Here is a 15,506-nt window from a genome sequence, read left to right as displayed (position 1 = left end):
AGATGTGTATAAGAGACAGGGGTGGGGTTTCGGGGTGCGGGGGGAGGGAGGCGCGGCGCGCTTCCGTGCTCATGCACCCCCCGTTTCCTCGGGCCCGGCCCGTTTCTCCGACACGGGCCGCAGACGGTGGTCCTGACCGCCTCCTGCCCGGCCCGGCGCGGAACCGATCCGTTCCGGGCACGCATACCCGCTCGGGAGGACCGCCATCCCGGCGCGGGCCCCCGGGCCCTGCCGCCGGGGCCGGGGCCCCGCCGTGCGTGCGCGTCACTCTACGGCGTGACCCCGCCGAAGGGGGAACCAGTCCGCACGCCCGCGGCATTGGCCCGGATCGTCCCCCTACCCTGCGGTAATCCTGTCTGGCAGGCTGCCGTCATGACCGCACGCGCCGCCGACCGGGCCCGGTACGACCGGGCCACCGCCCATCTGGACGCCCCCGTGGCGATCGTGGACCTGGAGGCCTTCGACGCCAACGCGGACGATTTGGTCCGCCGGGCCGGCGGGAAGCCGATCCGGGTCGCCAGCAAGTCCGTACGCTGTCGTGCGCTGCTGGAACGGGCCCTGGCCAGGGACGGTTTCGCGGGCGTCATGTCGTTCACCCTGGCCGAGTCCCTGTGGCTGGCGCGCTCCGGTTTCGAGGACGTGCTGCTCGCCTATCCGTCGGCGGACCGCGCCGGGTACGCCGAGCTGACCGCCGACCCGAAGCTCGCCTCCGCCGTGACGGTGATGGTCGACGACCTGGCGCAGCTGGACCTCGTCGACGCCGCGCGCGACGGCGACGGCGGCGGGGAAGTCGTGCGGGTGTGCCTGGAGTTGGACACCTCGCTGAGGCTGTTCGGGGGCCGGGTGCGGGTCGGCGCCCGTCGTTCGCCGCTGCACTCCCCCGCCGAGGTCGCCGCCCTGGCCCGCGCGGTGGCCCGGCGGCCTGGGTTCGAGGTCGTCGGCATCATGGCGTACGAGGGGCATGTCGCCGGGGTCGGCGACGCGGTGGCGGGGCGTCCGCTCCGGTCGCGTGCCGTGCGGCTGATGCAGGCCGCCGCCCGACGGGAACTCGCCGAGCGGCGGGCGGCCGTGGTGCGGGCGGTCCGGGCCGTGGTGCCCGGCCTGGAGTTCGTCAACGGCGGCGGCACGGGCAGCGTGCAGCACACCGCCGCCGAGGACGCGGTGACCGAGATCGCGGCCGGTTCCGGGCTGTACGTGCCGCGGTTGTTCGACAACTACACCTCGTTCAGCGGCCGTCCGGCGGCGCTGTTCGCCCAGCCCGTGGTACGGCGGCCGGGGGTCGGGGTCGTGACCGTGCTCGGCGGCGGGTATCCGGCCTCGGGCGCGGCCGGTGCCGACCGGCTGCCGGTGCCGTACCTGCCCGAGGGCCTGCGCTACGACCCCCAGGAGGGCCCGGGCGAGGTGCAGACGCCGCTGCTGGGCTCGCCCGCCGACGACCTGCTCATCGGCGACAAGGTGTGGTTCCGGCACGCCAAGGCCGGGGAGCTGTGCGAGCGGTTCGACGCCCTGCACCTGGTGGAGGGCGACGCGGTGACGGCGACGGTGCCGACGTACCGGGGCGAGGGGCGCACCTTCCTGTAGCGCGGGCGCCCCGGGCCGGGTCAGTCCGTCGGGCCGATGCCGCTGCCCACGCCGCCGCCGGTGTCCGCGTCGCCGATGGGCCGGATGCCCTTGGTGATCCGGTCCATGTCCGTCAGGGGCGGTCCGTCCTCGCCCGCGTCGAAGACGTAGCGGACGAGGATCGGGGACTCGGTGCCGACGGTGGAGGGGAACACCGTCGACTGGACGTAGCCGCCGGGCCCCTCGGCCGTCCTCACCCGCCAGCGCACGTAGTACCCGGCACGTCCGGCGACCGCGACGGGGCCGGACGCCACCTCGTGGTGGGATTCGACGCCGCCGAAGGGCTTGTTGCCGACGAGGTCGCGGTCGTAGGCGTCGTCGGCCGCGTCCTCGATGTCCTGCCGCGCGAGGGCCTTGGGGGACGACTCGGAGTTCGCCGTGACGGTGCGGGAGAGGACGAGGCCGTGCCGGCACACGCCGCCGTCGGCGGGGCAGTCGTAGGTACCGTCGGTGGTCATCATGACGTCGTCCTCCGCGACGTACGTGGGCGGGACCCAGCCGTCCGGCAGCGGGAAGGTGACGCCGTTGAGCTGGTCCTCGACCAGGGCCGGGTCGTCGGCCGAGGGCGCGGCGGAGGTGGGTGAGGGGGACGGCGACTCGCTCACCGGCGCGGGGTCGGTGGCGCTCTCCGTGACCGGCGGGGTCCGGGTCCGGGGGCTGCCGCCGTCGTCCTCGCCCAGCACGAACACGCCGGTGACGATCGCCGCGACCAGCACGGCCGCGGCGACGGTCACGGCGACGGCCTTGCCGCGTCCGCCGGTGCCCGCCCCCGGCCCGGGTCCCGGGCCGGGTCCCGGGCCGGGTCCCGGGCCGGGTCCCGGTGCCTGACCCACCGCCGGCCCGTACCCGGCGGGTTCGGCGGCGCGGCGGTGCTCCGTCCAGGCGGTGCCGTCCCACCAGCGTTCCTGGTGCGGGGCCGACGGGTCGCGGTACCAGCCGGGCGGCGGCGTCATGCTCATCCCGGCACTGTAGGACGCGGCGCGCGGTGTTCTACAGCGGTGTGACGTACGCCCCCGAGATCCCGCCGTCCACCAGGAAGTCCGTGGCGTTGACGAAGGAGGAGTCGTCGCTGGCCAGGAAGGCGACGGCGGCGGCGATCTCCTCGGCCTCGGCGAACCGCCCCACCGGAATGTGCACGAGCCGGCGCGCGGCCCGCTCCGGGTCCTTGGCGAACAGTTCCTGGAGGAGCGGGGTGTTGACCGGCCCCGGGCACAGCGCGTTGACGCGGATGCCCTCCCGCGCGAACTGCACGCCCAGTTCCCGGGACATGGCGAGGACGCCGCCCTTGGAGGCCGTGTACGAGATCTGCGAGGTGGCCGCGCCCATCCGGGCCACGAAGGAGGCGGTGTTGATGACGGACCCCCTGCCCTGACGCCGCATGTAGGGGATGGCGGCCTTGCAGCACAGGTAGACGGAGGTGAGGTTGACCTCCTGGACGCGCTTCCACGCCTCCAGGCCGGTCTCCAGGATGGAGTCGTCGTCGGGCGGTGAGATGCCGGCGTTGTTGAACGCGACGTCGACGCTGCCGTAGGTGTCGTACGCCGCCGCGAACAGCGCCTCGACCTGCTCGGGGTCGGTGACGTCGGCCTTGACGAAGGTCCCGCCGGTCTGCTCGGCCGCGGCCTTGCCCCGGGTCTCGTCGACGTCGCCGCAGACGACGTGGGCGCCCTCGGAGGCCAGTCGGCGGGCGGAGGCGAGGCCGATGCCGCTCCCGGCTCCGGTGACGACGGCGGTACGGCCGACCAGGCGGCGGCAGACGATGTCCTCGGTCATGAGTGGCTAGCCCTCCGTGCTGATGAAGACGTTCTTGGTCTCGGTGAACGCGGTCAGCGCGTCCGGGCCCAGTTCGCGGCCGAGGCCGGACTGCTTGAACCCGCCGAACGGTGTCCAGTAGCGGACGCTGGCGTGGGAGTTGACGGACAGGTTCCCGGTGCGCACCGCGCCCGACACGCGCAGGGCGCGGCCGACGTCCCGGGTCCACAGCGAGCCGGACAGTCCGTAGGCGGTGGCGTTGGCCAGGCGGATCGCGTCGGCCTCGTCCGCGAAGGGCAGGACGACGGCGACGGGCCCGAAGACCTCCTCCACGGCCACGCGCGCCTGCGGGTCGACGCCGGTGAGGACGGTCGGCGGGAACCAGAATCCGGGGCCTTGCTCGGGTGCCTTGCCCCGGATTCCGGCGGCGTCGGCGGGGACGTGGGAGCGGACGCGCTCCAGTTGGGCGCGGGAGATCAGCGGGCCCATCTCGGTGCTCTCGTCGGCCGGGTCGCCGACCCGGACGGCCTCGATCGCGGGGGCGAGGAGTTCGAGGAAGCGGTCGTACACGGACCGCTGGACCAGGATGCGGGTGCGGGCGCAGCAGTCCTGGCCGCTGTTGTCGAGGAAGGACAGGGGCGTGGCGGCCGCGGCGGCCTCGACGTCCGCGTCGGCGAAGACGATGTTGGGGCTCTTGCCGCCGAGTTCGAGGGTGACGGGTTTGAGGAGCGCCGCGGCCCTGGCGGCCACCCGGCGGCCGACGGCGGTGGACCCGGTGAAGACGATCTTGGCGACGCCCGGGTGCTCGACGAGCGCGTCTCCCGCGACCGGCCCGTGGCCGGGCAGTACCTGGAACAGGCCCTCGGGAAGGCCCGCCGCCAGGGCGAGTTCGGCCAGGCGGAGTGCGGTGAGCGGGGTCGTCTCGGCGGGCTTGAGGAGGACCGCGTTGCCCGCCGCGAGCGCCGGGGCGGCGGCCCACGCGGCGATCGGCATGGGGAAGTTCCAGGGGGCGATGACGCCGACGACGCCGAGTGGTTCGAGGAGCGTGACGTCCAGGCCGCCTGCCACCGGAATCTGGCGGCCGGTGAGCCGCTCCACTCCCCCGGCGGCGTAGTCGAGCAGGTCGCGGACGTTGCCGGCCTCCCAGCGGGCGTTGCCCAGGAGGTGCCCGGCCTGGCGGACCTCCAGACGGGCCAGCTCCTCCAGGTGCTCGTCGACGGTGACGGCGAAGCGGCGCAGCAGTCGGGCCCGGTCGCCGGGGGCGAGGGCGGCCCAGGCGCCCTGGGCCCGTGCGGCGCGTGCGACGGCGGCGTCCACGTCGGCCGCGGAGGCGGCGGGGACGGTGGCGACGACCTCTTCGGTGGCGGGATTCAGTACGACCAGGTCGGGCGACTCGTGGGACGAGTGGGACGAGTGGGACACGTGGGCCTCACATGCGTTCGAAGGAGCGGCGCAGTTCCCAGTCCGTGACGGCGGCGTCGTACGCGTCCAGTTCGACGCGTGCCATGTTGCGGTAGTGGGCGACGACCTCGTCCCCGAAGGCGGCCTTGGCGAGGGCGCTGTTCTCCCACAGCTCGGCGGCCTCGCGCAGGGTGGAGGGGACGTGCTCGAAGTCGGCGGCGTACGCGTTGCCGGGGCAGGGATCGGGCAGCTCCAGCCGCTGCTCGACGCCGTGCAGTCCGGCCGCGACCAGACCGGCCACCGCGAGGTAGGGGTTGACGTCGCCGCCGGGGAGCCGGTTCTCGAAGCGGAGCGAGCGGCCGTGGCCGACGACGCGCAGGGCGCAGGTGCGGTTGTCGTGGCCCCAGGCGACGGCGGTGGGGGCGAAGGAGCCGGGCTGGAAGCGCTTGTAGGAGTTGATGTGCGGGGCGTAGAGGAGGGAGAACTCGCGCAGCGCCACCAGTTGTCCGGCGAGGAAGTGCCGCATGACCTCGGACATGCCGGTCCCGTCGGCCATCGCGTTGCGGCCGTCGGGGTCGGCGAGCGAGAGGTGGATGTGGCAGGAGTTGCCCTCGCGCTCGTTGTACTTGGCCATGAAGGTGAGGGACATGCCCTCCTGGGCGGCGATCTCCTTGGCGCCGGTCTTGTAGACCGCGTGCTGGTCGCAGGTGACCAGGGCCTCGTCGTAGCGGAAGGCGATCTCGTGCTGGCCCGGGTTGCACTCGCCCTTGGCGGACTCGACGGTGAGGCCGGCGCCGGCCATCTCGTTGCGGATGCGGCGCAGCAGCGGTTCGACGCGGCCGGTGCCGAGCACCGAGTAGTCGACGTTGTACTGGTTGGCCGGGGTCAGGCCGCGGTAGCCCGCGTCCCAGGCGTGTTCGTAGGTGTCGCGGAAGACGATGAACTCCAGCTCGGTGCCGACCTGCGCGGTGTAGCCGTGCCCGGCGAGCCGCTCCAGTTGGCGGCGCAGGATCTGCCGGGGCGCGGCGAGCACCGGGGAGCCGTCCTCCCAGGCGAGGTCGGCGACGGCCATCGCGGTGCCCTCGTTCCAGGGCAGCCGGCGCAGGGTGGCCGGGTCGGGGCGCATGGCGAAGTCGCCGTAGCCGCGGTCCCAGGAGGACATGGCGTAGCCGTCGACGGTGTTCATGTCGGCGTCGACGGCGAGGAGGTAGTTGCAGCCCTCGGTGCCGTGTGCGAGGACCTCGTCGAGGAAGAAGCGCGCGGCGAACCGCTTGCCCTGGAGGCGGCCCTGCATGTCGGGGAAGGCCAGGACGACGGTGTCGATGTCACCGGCGGCGACGAGGGCGTGCAGCTCCTCGACCCCGAGCGGGGGTGTGCGGTCTGCCACGGGGAGAGCCTCCTTCTGGCCGGGAGCCATAAGGTATTGCCGGGAACCTTTGGTTGGGAAGGGGGCGCGGCCGCGTGCGGGAGGAATCCGGCGGGAGTGCCGGGAGCGTGACGGACCGGCTGGCGCCGGTGCTGCGACCGGTGCGGGCCGGGAACGGCTTCGAGGAGGCGCTGAAGCAGATCCTCCAGGTCGTCCGGCTGGGCCTGGTGGCGGGCGGCGAGCGGCTGCCGGCCGAGCGGGAGCTGGCGGAGCGGCTGGGGATCAGCCGGGTGACGCTGCGCGAGGTGCTGCGGGTGCTCCAGGAGCAGGGGCTGGTCGAGGCGCGGCGCGGGCGCTACGGCGGAACGTTCGTGCTGGCCCGCGCGGACGCGGCCGGCGAGGACGAACTGCGGCGCCGGGTGGCGGGGGTGGACATCGAGGACGTGCTGCGCTTCCGGGAGGTGCTGGAGGTGGGCGCGGTCGGGCTGTGCGCGGCGCACGGGCTGACGGACGCGGGGGCGGAGCGGCTGGGCGCGGCACTGACCGGCACCCGGGACGCGCCGCTGGCGCAGTACCGGCGGCGGGACACGATGCTGCACCTCACCCTGGCGGAGCTGTGCGGCTCACCGGCGCTGGCGGCGCAGTACGCGGCCGTCCGTGCCACCCTCAACGACCTGCTGGACTGCATCCCGCTGCTGGTGCGCAACCTGGAGCACTCCCAGCGCCAGCACGCCGCGCTGGTGGCGGCGGTGCTCGACGGGGACGCGGACGCGGCTCGGGAGATCGCGCGGGAGCACTGTGCGGGGACGGCGGCGCTGCTGCGCGGGTTCCTGACCTGACCGCCTTGCCGCGACCGTGCCCTCCGGCAAAGGTATGGGAACGGTTCATTGTCTGGAGGACGGATGGCCGACCGGCCGCTGATCGGTGTCAGTACGTATCTGGAGTCCGGGGCGCGCTGGGGCGTGTGGGAGCTGGAGGCGGCGCTGCTGCCGGCCGGGTATCCGCGGCTGGTGCAGCGGGCGGGCGGGCTGGCCGCGATGCTCCCGCCGGACGCGCCGGAGCACGCCGCCGCGGCCGTCGCCCGCGTCGACGGGCTGGTGATCGCGGGCGGCCCGGACGTGGAGCCGGTCCGTTACGGCGCCGAGCCCGATCCGCGCACCGGCCCGCCGGCCCGGGCCCGGGACACCTGGGAGCTGGCGCTCATCGGGGCGGCCCTGGCCGCGGGCGTGCCGTTGCTGGGCGTATGCCGGGGCATGCAACTGCTCAACGTCGCCCTGGGCGGCACCCTGGTCCAGCACATCGAGGGGCACGCCGAGGCGGTGGGCGTGTTCGGCGGCCACCTGGTCCGTCCGGTGCCGGGGACGCGGTACGCCGGTGCCGTACCGGAGGAGATGTTCGGCGTCCAGTGGCACCCGGAGATGGGCGAGGACACACGCGTGATGCACGCCCTGGTGAACGCGGCGGCAGCGGACTGAGCATCGGCGTCCAGTGGCACCCGGAGATGGGCGAGGACACACGCGTGATGCACGCCCTGGTGAACGCGGCGGCAGCGGACTGAGCACGCTGAGCGACCCGACGGCGCCCCCAACCCACCCGACACCGACCGGCACGGCACCGCCCCGGCGACGTCGAGACCCCACCGGGTCGGCATCGCCCCGATCGCGGCGGCCGGTGCCGGCGCCGGTGTGAACCGCTCGCCGAGGCGGCCCGCCTACGCCCGAGGCGGCCCGCTACGCCCGGGACGGCCCGCTACGCCCGGGGCGGCCCGCCTACGCCCGGGTCAGGGACAGCAGTTGGCGGGCCGGGCCGGTGGGGCGGTGGCCGGTGGGCCACACCGCTCGCAGGTCGCGGGCCAGGACGACGTCCGCCACGGGGACGCTCACCAGGCGCCGGGTGGTCAGTTCCTCGCCGACGGCGAGTTCGCTGAGGACGGAGGGCCCGGCGCCGCCCACCGCGGCCGCCTTCACGGCCGTGGTCGAGGACAGTTCGATCAGGGGGCGGGCCAGACCGCCCAGCGCCGCGTCCAGGACCTGCCGGGTGCCCGAGCCCTTCTCGCGCAGGATCAGCGGGGTGGCCGCCAGCTCCGCCGCCTCCAGCGGGCGCCCGCGCCGGGCCCAGGGGTGGCCCGGCGCGGTCACGACGATGAGCCGGTCGTGGCCGATGACGGCGGAGTCGAGGCCGGTCGGCACACTCACCCCCTCCACGAAGCCGAGGTCGGCCTCGCCGGCCAGCAGCCGCTCGGCCACCGCCGCCGAGTTGCCCGCCAGCAGCGACACCGCCGTGTCCGGCAGCTGTGTGCGCAGCGCGACCAGCCAGCCCGGCAGCAGGTACTCGGCGATCGTCATGCTCGCCGCGACCCGCAGCCGCGAGTCCCGCCGGTCCCGCAGCGCCTGCGCGCCCGCGTCGAACGCCTCGGCGGCCTCCATGATCCGCCGCGCCCAGTCCGTGACCAGCGCGCCCGCGTCGGTGAGCCGGGAACCGCGCGGCGAGCGGTCCACCAGGGCGACGCCCAGCTGCCGTTCCATCGAGCGGATGCGGCTGCTGGCGGCCGGCTGCGTGATGCCCAGTTCGCGCGCCGCCCCGCCGAGGCTGCCCAGGCGCGCCACCGCCAGCAGCAGCTCCATCGCGCCGAGGTCGGGCACCCGGTGCGCCAGGCCCGCAGCGGGCCGCGGCCGGCCCTCTTGCCCCGCCTCTGTGCCGCCCACGCCGCTCCCCGCCCCGCTCGCCGTACTCCTGCCCATAACTCCAGCTTATGCCCTCATAGGGACATGCTCCCTGGTCAGGGGCTCCGTCCGCCGGGACGGTGGAGTCATGGTCACCGCAGCCCAGCACCGCTCTCCCGTCCCCGGGCCCGCCCCCTCGCCCCCCGCCGGCCCGGCCGTACGGCGGGTCCCGGCCCTCCGTCATCTCGGGCCCAACTGGTACGCCTGCGTCATGGGCACCGCCATCGTCGGTACGGCGGGGGCCGCTCTCCCCGGGCACATGCCCGGCCTGCGTACCGTGTGCACCGCGGTCTGGGCGCTGTCCCTCCTCCTGCTGGCGGTGCTCCTGATCGCCCGGTCGCTGCACTGGCGCCACCACCGCGACCAGGCTCGCGCCCACCTCCTGGACCCGGCCGCGGCCCCGTTCTACGGCTGCCTGTCGATGGCCCTGCTGGCGGTCGGCGGCGGCGCCCTGGCCCTCGGCCGGGACTGGATCGGCACCTCGGCCGCGCTCGCCCTGGACACCGTGCTGTTCACCGCCGGTACGGTGATCGGGCTCACGGCGGCGGTCGCCGTGCCGTACCTGATGGCCGTGCGCCACCGCATCGAGCCGGGCCGGGCCAGCCCCGTGTGGCTGCTGCCGCTCGTCGCACCGATGGTGTCCGCGGCCGTCGGTCCGCTGCTGGTCCCGCACCTCCCGGCGGGAGAGCCCCGGCAGACGCTGCTGCTCGCGTGCGTCGCGATGTTCGGGGTCAGTCTGTTCGCGACGCTGGTGACGCTGCCGGTGATCTTCGGCAGGCTGCTCACCGGCGGCCCGCTGCCCCTCGCGCTCACCCCGTCGCTGTTCCTCGTCCTCGGCCCGCTCGGCCAGTCGACGACCGCCGTGGGGAAGTTCGCGGACGTGGCGCCGGGCGTCCTGCCGGGGCCGTACGCCGAGGGGTTCTCCGTCTTCGCCGTGCTGTACGGGGTGCCCGTGACGGGCTTCGCCCTGATGTGGCTGGCCCTCGCCGCCGCGCACGTCGTGCGGGCCCTCCGGGTGGGCATGGGCTTCTCGATGACGTGGTGGTCCTTCACCTTCCCGGTGGGCACCTGTGTCACCGGCGCCGAGACGCTGGCCCGCGAGACGGGACTGGTCGTCTACGACGGGCTCGCCGTCGCCCTGTACGCCCTGCTCGTCGCCGCCTGGGCCGTCGCCGCCGTGCGGACGGTCCGGGGCCTGCTCAGCGGTGTGCTGCTCGCAGGGCCGCGGCCAGCGCCCGGGGCGCCTCGGCCAGTGACGGCCCGTACCACGTGAGGTACCGCCCGTCGACGAGGGCGCAGGGCAGGCCGGGGAAGGCCTCCGGGCCGTCGTCGGCGGTGAAGCGGTACGGCTCGTCCGGGAGCACCACGACGTCCGGGCCGGCCGCCCGCAGTTCGTCCACGGGGACCTTCGGGTAGCGCTCGGTGTGGGTGGCGTACAGGTGGTCGACGCCGAGGCGGGCCAGGAGGTCCCCGGCGAAGGTGTCGCGGCCCAGCACCATCCAGGGCCTGCGCCAGATCGGCACGACGGCCGTGGCGCGCCGCTCGGGGGCGGGCGGGTCGCTCCAGGCGGCCTGCGCCTCGTCCAGCCAGCGGGGCCGGGAGCGGGCACCGCAGGCGGTCAGCACCCGGTCCAGTTCGGTGAAGGCCTGCGGGACGGTGCGCACCTCGGTCACCAGCACCTCGACGCCCGCCGCACGCAGGGCGTCGAGGTCGGGGGCGCGGTTCTCCTCCTCGTTGGCGACAACCAGGTCGGGGGCGAGGGCGAGGACCCGCTCGGTCTTCGGGTTCTTGGTGCCGCCGACGCGGACCACGTCGAGGCCGGCCGGGTGGGTGCACCAGTCGGTGGCGCCGATCAGCGCCCCGGGGAGGGTGCGTGCCACCGCCTCGGTCAGCGACGGCACCAGCGAGACCACCCTCACCGGCAGGCCCTCACCGGCGGGGTCCTTCCCGGACCGCCTCGATGTGCTCGGCGACGGCGACGACGATCAGCCGGGTGTCCGGCACGGTGGCCCGCCAGCGGTGCCGCACCCCTCCGGTGAGGTACAGCGTGTCGCCCCGCCCGAGCCGGTAGGCGCGGCCCTCGGCCTCGATCTCCACGGCGCCCTCGGCGACGAACATCAACTGGTCGTTGCGGTACTGCAGTTCCCGCCCGGCGTCATGGTCGCCGGTGAACTCGGAGGCGTGCATCTGGTGGTGCCCGCGCACCAGGGAGCGCACCCTGGGTGCCAACTCGGGGTCGGGGTCCTCGGCACGGACCACGTCGACGCTGCACGCGGGGTCGGCGGCGGCGAGCAGTTCGACGGCGGTGGTGCGCAGGGCGTCGGCCACCTTCTCCAGGGAGGTCTGGCTGGGCCGCGCCCGGTCGTTCTCGATCTGGCTCAGGAAGGGCACGGACAGGCCGCTGCGCTCGGACACCACGGCGAGGGTGAGTTCGAGGTCCCGGCGCCGCCGCCGTACGGCCGCGCCCACCCGGAGGTGCTGATCTTTGTGGTCGCCCATCGCTCCGGCTCCCTCCTTCACCCGTCGTCGTACCGTCACCGCGCCCGGTGCGGGGCGCGGTCCTCCTGATGAGCTCTCTGCACCCTACGCATGTTCGGCAAACCGTTTCACGCGGCCGTCACATCGATGTCACGGTGCGGTGGCCGGGATCTCACATTTCTCGCCATCGCCCGGTGGCTCCGCGTGCTCTATCGGTTCAAGGCGTGGACGCTCCCGCATGTTCCCCCCGGTCCCCCGCGCCCCGGTCGCGGGCTGCTCGGGCCGGGACTTGGCGCTCCGTGGTTGGCCGGATTCCCACCGTGTCCCATCCGGGAACGACCCGAGGGGTGGGCCCGGCGGCGCGCCGTCAGGAGACGCCACCGGGCCCACCCCTCGGGTGAGGATCGTCGGGTACCGCGCCGCTACGGGGTCATCCGGCCGACCATGTCCGGGTGCTCCTTCAGCCAGGCCGCGACGGCTTCCTCCTCCTGGCCCTGGCCGCGGTCCTTGATCTCGGCCTCCAGGCTGCCCAGCTCGTCCTCGCTCATCTTGAAGTTCTTGATCCACTTCGTGAGCTGCGGGTACTGCTCGGGGAAGTCCTTGCTGGAGATGGTCCGGATCGTGTTGCCCTCCCCGAAGGCCTTCTTCGGGTCCTTCAGCTTGGTCAGCTCGTAGTCGCTGTAGGCCCAGTGCGGCGACCACAGGGTGACCGCGACCGGCTCCTTCTTGGCGAGGGCGCGCTTGAGCTCGGCCAGCATCGCGGGCGTCGAGCCGTCGACGACGTCGTACTCGTCCTCCAGGCCGTAGCCCGGCAGCACCTCGTTCTTCAGCAGCTGCATCTCACCGGTGCCGGGCTCGATGCCGATGATCCTCCCGTCGAAGAGGTCGCTCTTGCCCTTGAGGTCCGCGAGGGACTTGACGTCCTTCACGTACGAGGGGACGGCGATCTCCAGGGAGGTCGGCTCGTACCAGGTGCCCAGGTCGACGAGGTTGTCCTTGTGCTTGTTCCAGTAGTTGCTCTGGGCGTAGGGCAGCCACGCGTCGAAGTTGAGGTCGATGCCTCCGGAGGCCAGGCCGGTGTAGACCGGGCCGACGTCCATCTGCTTCAGGTTCATCCTGTAGCCGCGCCGCTCCAGGACGTTCTTCCACAGGTAGGTGACGGCGACGTCCTCCTCCCAGGGGAACCAGGCCACGTCGAGGGCCTGCTTGGCCTCGGCGGGGGTGGCGCCGGCGCCGCCCCCGACCGGGGCGAGCTTGTCGACGACACCCGGGTTGGCCTTGAGCCAGGTGCGGACGGCGTCCTGCTGCTGCCCCTTGCCGGCCTTGTTGATCTCGGCCTCCAGGCTGGTGAGCTGCTTCTCCGTCATGGAGAAGTCCTTCAGCCACTGGGCCACGACCGGGTTGTCCTCGGTGAAGCCCTTGCGCGACAGCGAGTGCACGCCGTCGCCCTTGCCCCAGGCGCCCTTGGGGTCCTTGAGCTTCTTCAGCTTGTAGTCGTTGTACGCCCAGTGCGGGGACCACAGCGTCGTGACGATCGGTTCCTGCTTGCTGTAGGCCCGCTTCAGCTCGGCCAGCATCGCCGGCGTGGAGCTGTCGACGACCTTGTACTCCTTGTCGAGGCCGTACTCCTTGAGGACCTTGCTCTTGAGCAGGTTCATCTCGCCGGCACTGGGCTCGATGCCGGTGATCTTCCCGCCGAAGAGGTCGGCCCTGCCCTTGAGGTCGTCCAGGGAGTCGACGTCCTTCATGTACGCCGGGACGGTCAGCTCCAGCGACGTCTGGTCGTACCAGGAGCCGAGGTCCTCCAGTTGCTCGCCGTACTTCTTCCAGTACTGCTCGTGGGTCGTGGGCAGCCACGAGTCGGTCTGGAAGTCGATGGTGCCCTGGGCGAGCGCGGTGTAGAGCGGGCCGGCCTCGAACTGCTTGGCCTCGACCTCGAAGCCGCGCTGTTCGAGGATCTCCTTCCACAGGAACGTGGAGGCGACGCCCTCGTCCCAGGGGATGTAGCCGATGGAGACCTTCTTGCCGGCGCCGACGTTCTTGCCGCCGGCCGCCGGGTCGGCGTCGTCGGTGCCGCCGAACATGCCCATGCCGCCGGCCACCAGGGCGAGGATCACGATGCCGATCACGGCGATCTGCGGCTGGGGGCGGTAGGACCAGATCTTCAGGCCCCTGGCGGCGCGTACCTTGGCGGCGGCGCGGCGGCCCAGCGGGGAGACGTGCGTGCCCAGCGCGCTGGTCATGCGGTCCAGGTAGATCGCCAGGATCACGATGGCGACGCCGGCCTCGGCGCCGAGGCCGACGTTGAGCTGGCCGATGGACTCCATGACGTCGCCGCCGAGGCCGCCGGTGCCGACCATGCCGGCGATCGCGGCCATGGACAGGCCGAGCATGATGACCTGGTTGACGCCCGCCATCACCGTGGGCAGCGCGAGCGGGAGCTGGACGCGCAGCAGGGTGTTGCGGGGCGTGGTGCCGAACGCCTCCGCGGCCTCGACCAGTTCCTTGTCGACCTGGCGGATGCCCAGCTCGGTCATGCGCACGCCGGGGGCGAGGGCGAAGATCAGGGTGGCCACGATGCCCGGGGCGGAGCCGGTCCCGAAGAACAGGATCGCGGGGATCAGGTAGATCATCGCGGGCAGCGTCTGCATGAAGTCCAGGACCGGCCGGACGAAGGCGCTCACCCGGTCCGAGCGGGCCGCCCAGATGCCCACCGGCACCGAGACGACCAGGGCGATGATCGTGGCGACCAGCAGGAGCGCCAGGGTGACCATCGCGTTCTCCCACAGGCCGAGGGAGTCGATGAAGGCGAATCCCACGAAGGAGAGGACACCGGCGAAGGTGCCGCGCAGCCAGAAGGCCAGCACGGCGAAGATACCGGCCAGCAGCAGCGGCTCCGGGGCCTGGAGGAGGGCGTTGATGCCGTCGTAGGCGCCGGTGAAGACGCTCTTGAAGAAGGTGAAGAGCCAGGAGACGTTGTCGAGCAGCCAGTCGACGCTGCTGTTGACCCAGTCGCCGAGGGGAATCCTAGGCACGGCTGATCACCTTCTCGCCCCCCTTGTCCCGCGGGCTGTCGCAGACGCCGGGGACGGAGTCGTCCTCGTCGCCGAGGAAGCCGATGAGCCGCTGGGCCGGGACGACGCCGACCAGTCGGCGGTCGCCGTCGACCACCGCCACCGCGTGGGGCACGCGGGCGCTGATCGCGCACAGCTCCGAGAACGGCGTCTCGGGTGCGGCGGTCTCGCAGTCGCAGTCCGCCTCGTCGCCGCGCACGTCGGTCTCCATGACCGCGCCCGCGGTCAGGACGCGGGAGCGGTCGACGTCCTTGGTGAAGGAGGCGACGTAGTCGTTGGCGGGACGTATCAGGATGTCCTGCGCGGTGCCTATCTGCACGATCCGGCCGTCGCGCATCACGGCGATGCGGTCGCCCAGGCGCATGGCCTCGTTGAGGTCGTGGGTGATGAAGACGATGGTCTTCTTCAGGGTCTTCTGGAGGTCGAGCAGCTGGTCCTGCATGTCGCGGCGGATCAGCGGGTCGAGGGCGCTGAAGGACTCGTCCATCAGCAGCAGGTCGGCGTCCGTGGCGAGCGCGCGGGCCAGGCCGACCCGCTGCTGCATGCCGCCGGACAGCTCGTCGGGCCAGGACTTCTCCCAGCCGGCCAGGCCGCACAGGGCGAGCGCCTCGTCGGCGCGGCGTTCGCGCTCGGCGCGGGGCACGCCCTGCACTTCGAGACCGTAGGCAGCGTTGTCACGGACGCTGCGGTGGGGGAAGAGCGCGAAGTGCTGGAAGACCATGCTGATCTTCTTGGAACGGACCTCGCGCAGCTCGCGGTCGCTGAGCTCGGTGAGGTCCTGGCCCCCGAAGCGGACGTGTCCGGCGGTCGGCTCCGAGAGGCCGTTGAGCATGCGCAGCAGCGTGGACTTGCCTGATCCGGACAGTCCCATGACCACGAAGATCTCGCCGGGCTCCACGGTGAAGGACGCGTCGATGACGGCGGCGGTGGTGCCGTCGGCGCGCAGTTCCTCCCGGACGTCCTCCTGGCGCAGCCGCTGGACTGCCTGGTCCGGTTTCCTGCCGAAGACCTTGTACAGGTTCTCGGCCTCTAGTCTGGCTGACACGCTTACCTCTTGGCTCGGGGGCAGGGGCAGGGCCCAAAGCTCCCCTA

13 protein-coding genes are annotated in these 15,506 nt (G+C 73.1%); 4 read left to right on the top strand and 9 right to left on the bottom strand.

The genetic code is table 11. The annotated features are described in order from the left end of the window. Nucleotides 1-372 precede the first annotated feature (372 nt). Complete coding sequence (locus IE94_RS0130895; RefSeq protein WP_030190858.1) at nt 373-1,581, top strand: alanine racemase; 1,209 nt, start codon at nt 373-375, stop codon at nt 1,579-1,581. A gap of 20 nt (nt 1,582-1,601) precedes the next feature. On the opposite strand, the gene IE94_RS0130890 is transcribed toward IE94_RS0130895, so the two are convergent. The 4 genes from IE94_RS0130890 to glnA4 are packed head-to-tail and all read right to left on the bottom strand — an operon-like array spanning nt 1,602 to nt 6,160. Next, a complete protein-coding gene (locus IE94_RS0130890) occupies nt 1,602-2,573 on the bottom strand; it encodes a DUF2510 domain-containing protein (RefSeq protein ID WP_030190856.1) in 972 nt (323 codons plus the stop codon). Nucleotides 2,574-2,610: 37 nt separating this feature from the next. After that, a complete protein-coding gene (locus IE94_RS0130885; protein ID WP_030190854.1) occupies nt 2,611-3,393 on the bottom strand; it encodes a 3-oxoacyl-ACP reductase in 783 nt (260 codons plus the stop codon). A 6-nt stretch (nt 3,394-3,399) separates the two neighbouring features. After that, on the bottom strand, nt 3,400-4,794 hold the full coding sequence (locus IE94_RS0130880) for an aldehyde dehydrogenase family protein (RefSeq protein ID WP_030190852.1): 1,395 nt from the start codon (nt 4,792-4,794) through the stop codon (nt 3,400-3,402). A 7-nt stretch (nt 4,795-4,801) separates the two neighbouring features. Then, on the bottom strand, nt 4,802-6,160 hold the full coding sequence (glnA4, locus tag IE94_RS0130875; protein WP_030190850.1) for a gamma-glutamylethanolamide synthetase GlnA4: 1,359 nt from the start codon (nt 6,158-6,160) through the stop codon (nt 4,802-4,804). 107 nt (nt 6,161-6,267) lie between these two features. Here glnA4 and IE94_RS0130870 point away from each other — a divergent pair, with 107 nt between their 5' ends. Together IE94_RS0130870 and IE94_RS36265 are read left to right on the top strand one after the other, a co-directional pair. Beyond that, nucleotides 6,268-6,978, top strand: a complete 711-nt coding sequence (locus IE94_RS0130870) for a FadR/GntR family transcriptional regulator (RefSeq protein WP_030190848.1) — start codon at nt 6,268-6,270, stop codon at nt 6,976-6,978. 63 nt (nt 6,979-7,041) lie between these two features. Beyond that, nucleotides 7,042-7,614 (top strand): gamma-glutamyl-gamma-aminobutyrate hydrolase family protein, encoded by a 573-nt coding sequence (locus IE94_RS36265; protein WP_245235342.1) that lies wholly within the window; start codon nt 7,042-7,044, stop codon nt 7,612-7,614. A 294-nt stretch (nt 7,615-7,908) separates the two neighbouring features. Here the strand turns inward: IE94_RS36265 and IE94_RS0130860 are convergent, their stop codons facing one another. Further along, the gene (locus tag IE94_RS0130860) at nt 7,909-8,880 is read right to left on the bottom strand and encodes a LysR family transcriptional regulator (RefSeq protein ID WP_030190846.1); all 972 of its coding nucleotides are present in this window, start codon (nt 8,878-8,880) and stop codon (nt 7,909-7,911) included. Between the two features lie 70 nt (nt 8,881-8,950). Here IE94_RS0130860 and IE94_RS0130855 point away from each other — a divergent pair, with 70 nt between their 5' ends. Then, on the top strand, nt 8,951-10,135 hold the full coding sequence (locus IE94_RS0130855) for a TDT family transporter (RefSeq protein WP_030190844.1): 1,185 nt from the start codon (nt 8,951-8,953) through the stop codon (nt 10,133-10,135). Here IE94_RS0130855 and IE94_RS0130850 read toward each other — a convergent pair. The 4 genes from IE94_RS0130850 to IE94_RS0130835 all read right to left on the bottom strand — a co-directional run bounded on the left by IE94_RS0130850 (nt 10,062) and on the right by IE94_RS0130835 (nt 15,459). Then, nucleotides 10,062-10,781, bottom strand: a complete 720-nt coding sequence (locus tag IE94_RS0130850; RefSeq protein WP_030190842.1) for a helical backbone metal receptor — start codon at nt 10,779-10,781, stop codon at nt 10,062-10,064. The genes IE94_RS0130855 and IE94_RS0130850 overlap by 74 nt on opposite strands. A 10-nt stretch (nt 10,782-10,791) precedes the next feature. Beyond that, a complete protein-coding gene (locus IE94_RS0130845) occupies nt 10,792-11,361 on the bottom strand; it encodes a helix-turn-helix domain-containing protein (protein WP_030190837.1) in 570 nt (189 codons plus the stop codon). 401 nt (nt 11,362-11,762) lie between these two features. Beyond that, nucleotides 11,763-14,375: an ABC transporter permease/substrate binding protein gene (locus IE94_RS0130840; RefSeq protein WP_030190835.1), complete on the bottom strand. Its 2,613-nt coding sequence runs from the start codon at nt 14,373-14,375 to the stop codon at nt 11,763-11,765. Then, entirely contained in the window at nt 14,368-15,459 is a 1,092-nt protein-coding gene (locus tag IE94_RS0130835) for a quaternary amine ABC transporter ATP-binding protein (protein WP_030190833.1), read from the bottom strand. Before IE94_RS0130835 ends, IE94_RS0130840 begins: the two co-directional genes overlap by 8 nt. Nucleotides 15,460-15,506: the final 47 nt, after the last annotated feature.

The organism is Streptomyces violaceorubidus (assembly GCF_000717995.1).
In the GTDB taxonomy this organism is placed as follows: domain Bacteria; phylum Actinomycetota; class Actinomycetes; order Streptomycetales; family Streptomycetaceae; genus Streptomyces; species Streptomyces violaceorubidus.
The sequence above is the reverse complement of the archived record's forward strand: the minus strand, read 5'-3'. Positions and strand labels throughout refer to the sequence as shown.

Excerpts from the sequence above, each read along its gene's own strand:
- IE94_RS0130895 (WP_030190858.1), top strand. The coding sequence starts at position 373 with ATGACCGCACGCGCCGCCGACCGGGCCCGGTACGACCGGGCCACCGCC.
- IE94_RS0130890 (WP_030190856.1), bottom strand. The coding sequence starts at position 2,573 with ATGACGCCGCCGCCCGGCTGGTACCGCGACCCGTCGGCCCCGCACCAG.
- IE94_RS0130885 (WP_030190854.1), bottom strand. The coding sequence starts at position 3,393 with ATGACCGAGGACATCGTCTGCCGCCGCCTGGTCGGCCGTACCGCCGTC.
- IE94_RS36265 (WP_245235342.1), top strand. The coding sequence starts at position 7,042 with ATGGCCGACCGGCCGCTGATCGGTGTCAGTACGTATCTGGAGTCCGGG.
- IE94_RS0130860 (WP_030190846.1), bottom strand. The coding sequence starts at position 8,880 with ATGGGCAGGAGTACGGCGAGCGGGGCGGGGAGCGGCGTGGGCGGCACA.
- IE94_RS0130855 (WP_030190844.1), top strand. The coding sequence starts at position 8,951 with ATGGTCACCGCAGCCCAGCACCGCTCTCCCGTCCCCGGGCCCGCCCCC.
- IE94_RS0130845 (WP_030190837.1), bottom strand. The coding sequence starts at position 11,361 with ATGGGCGACCACAAAGATCAGCACCTCCGGGTGGGCGCGGCCGTACGG.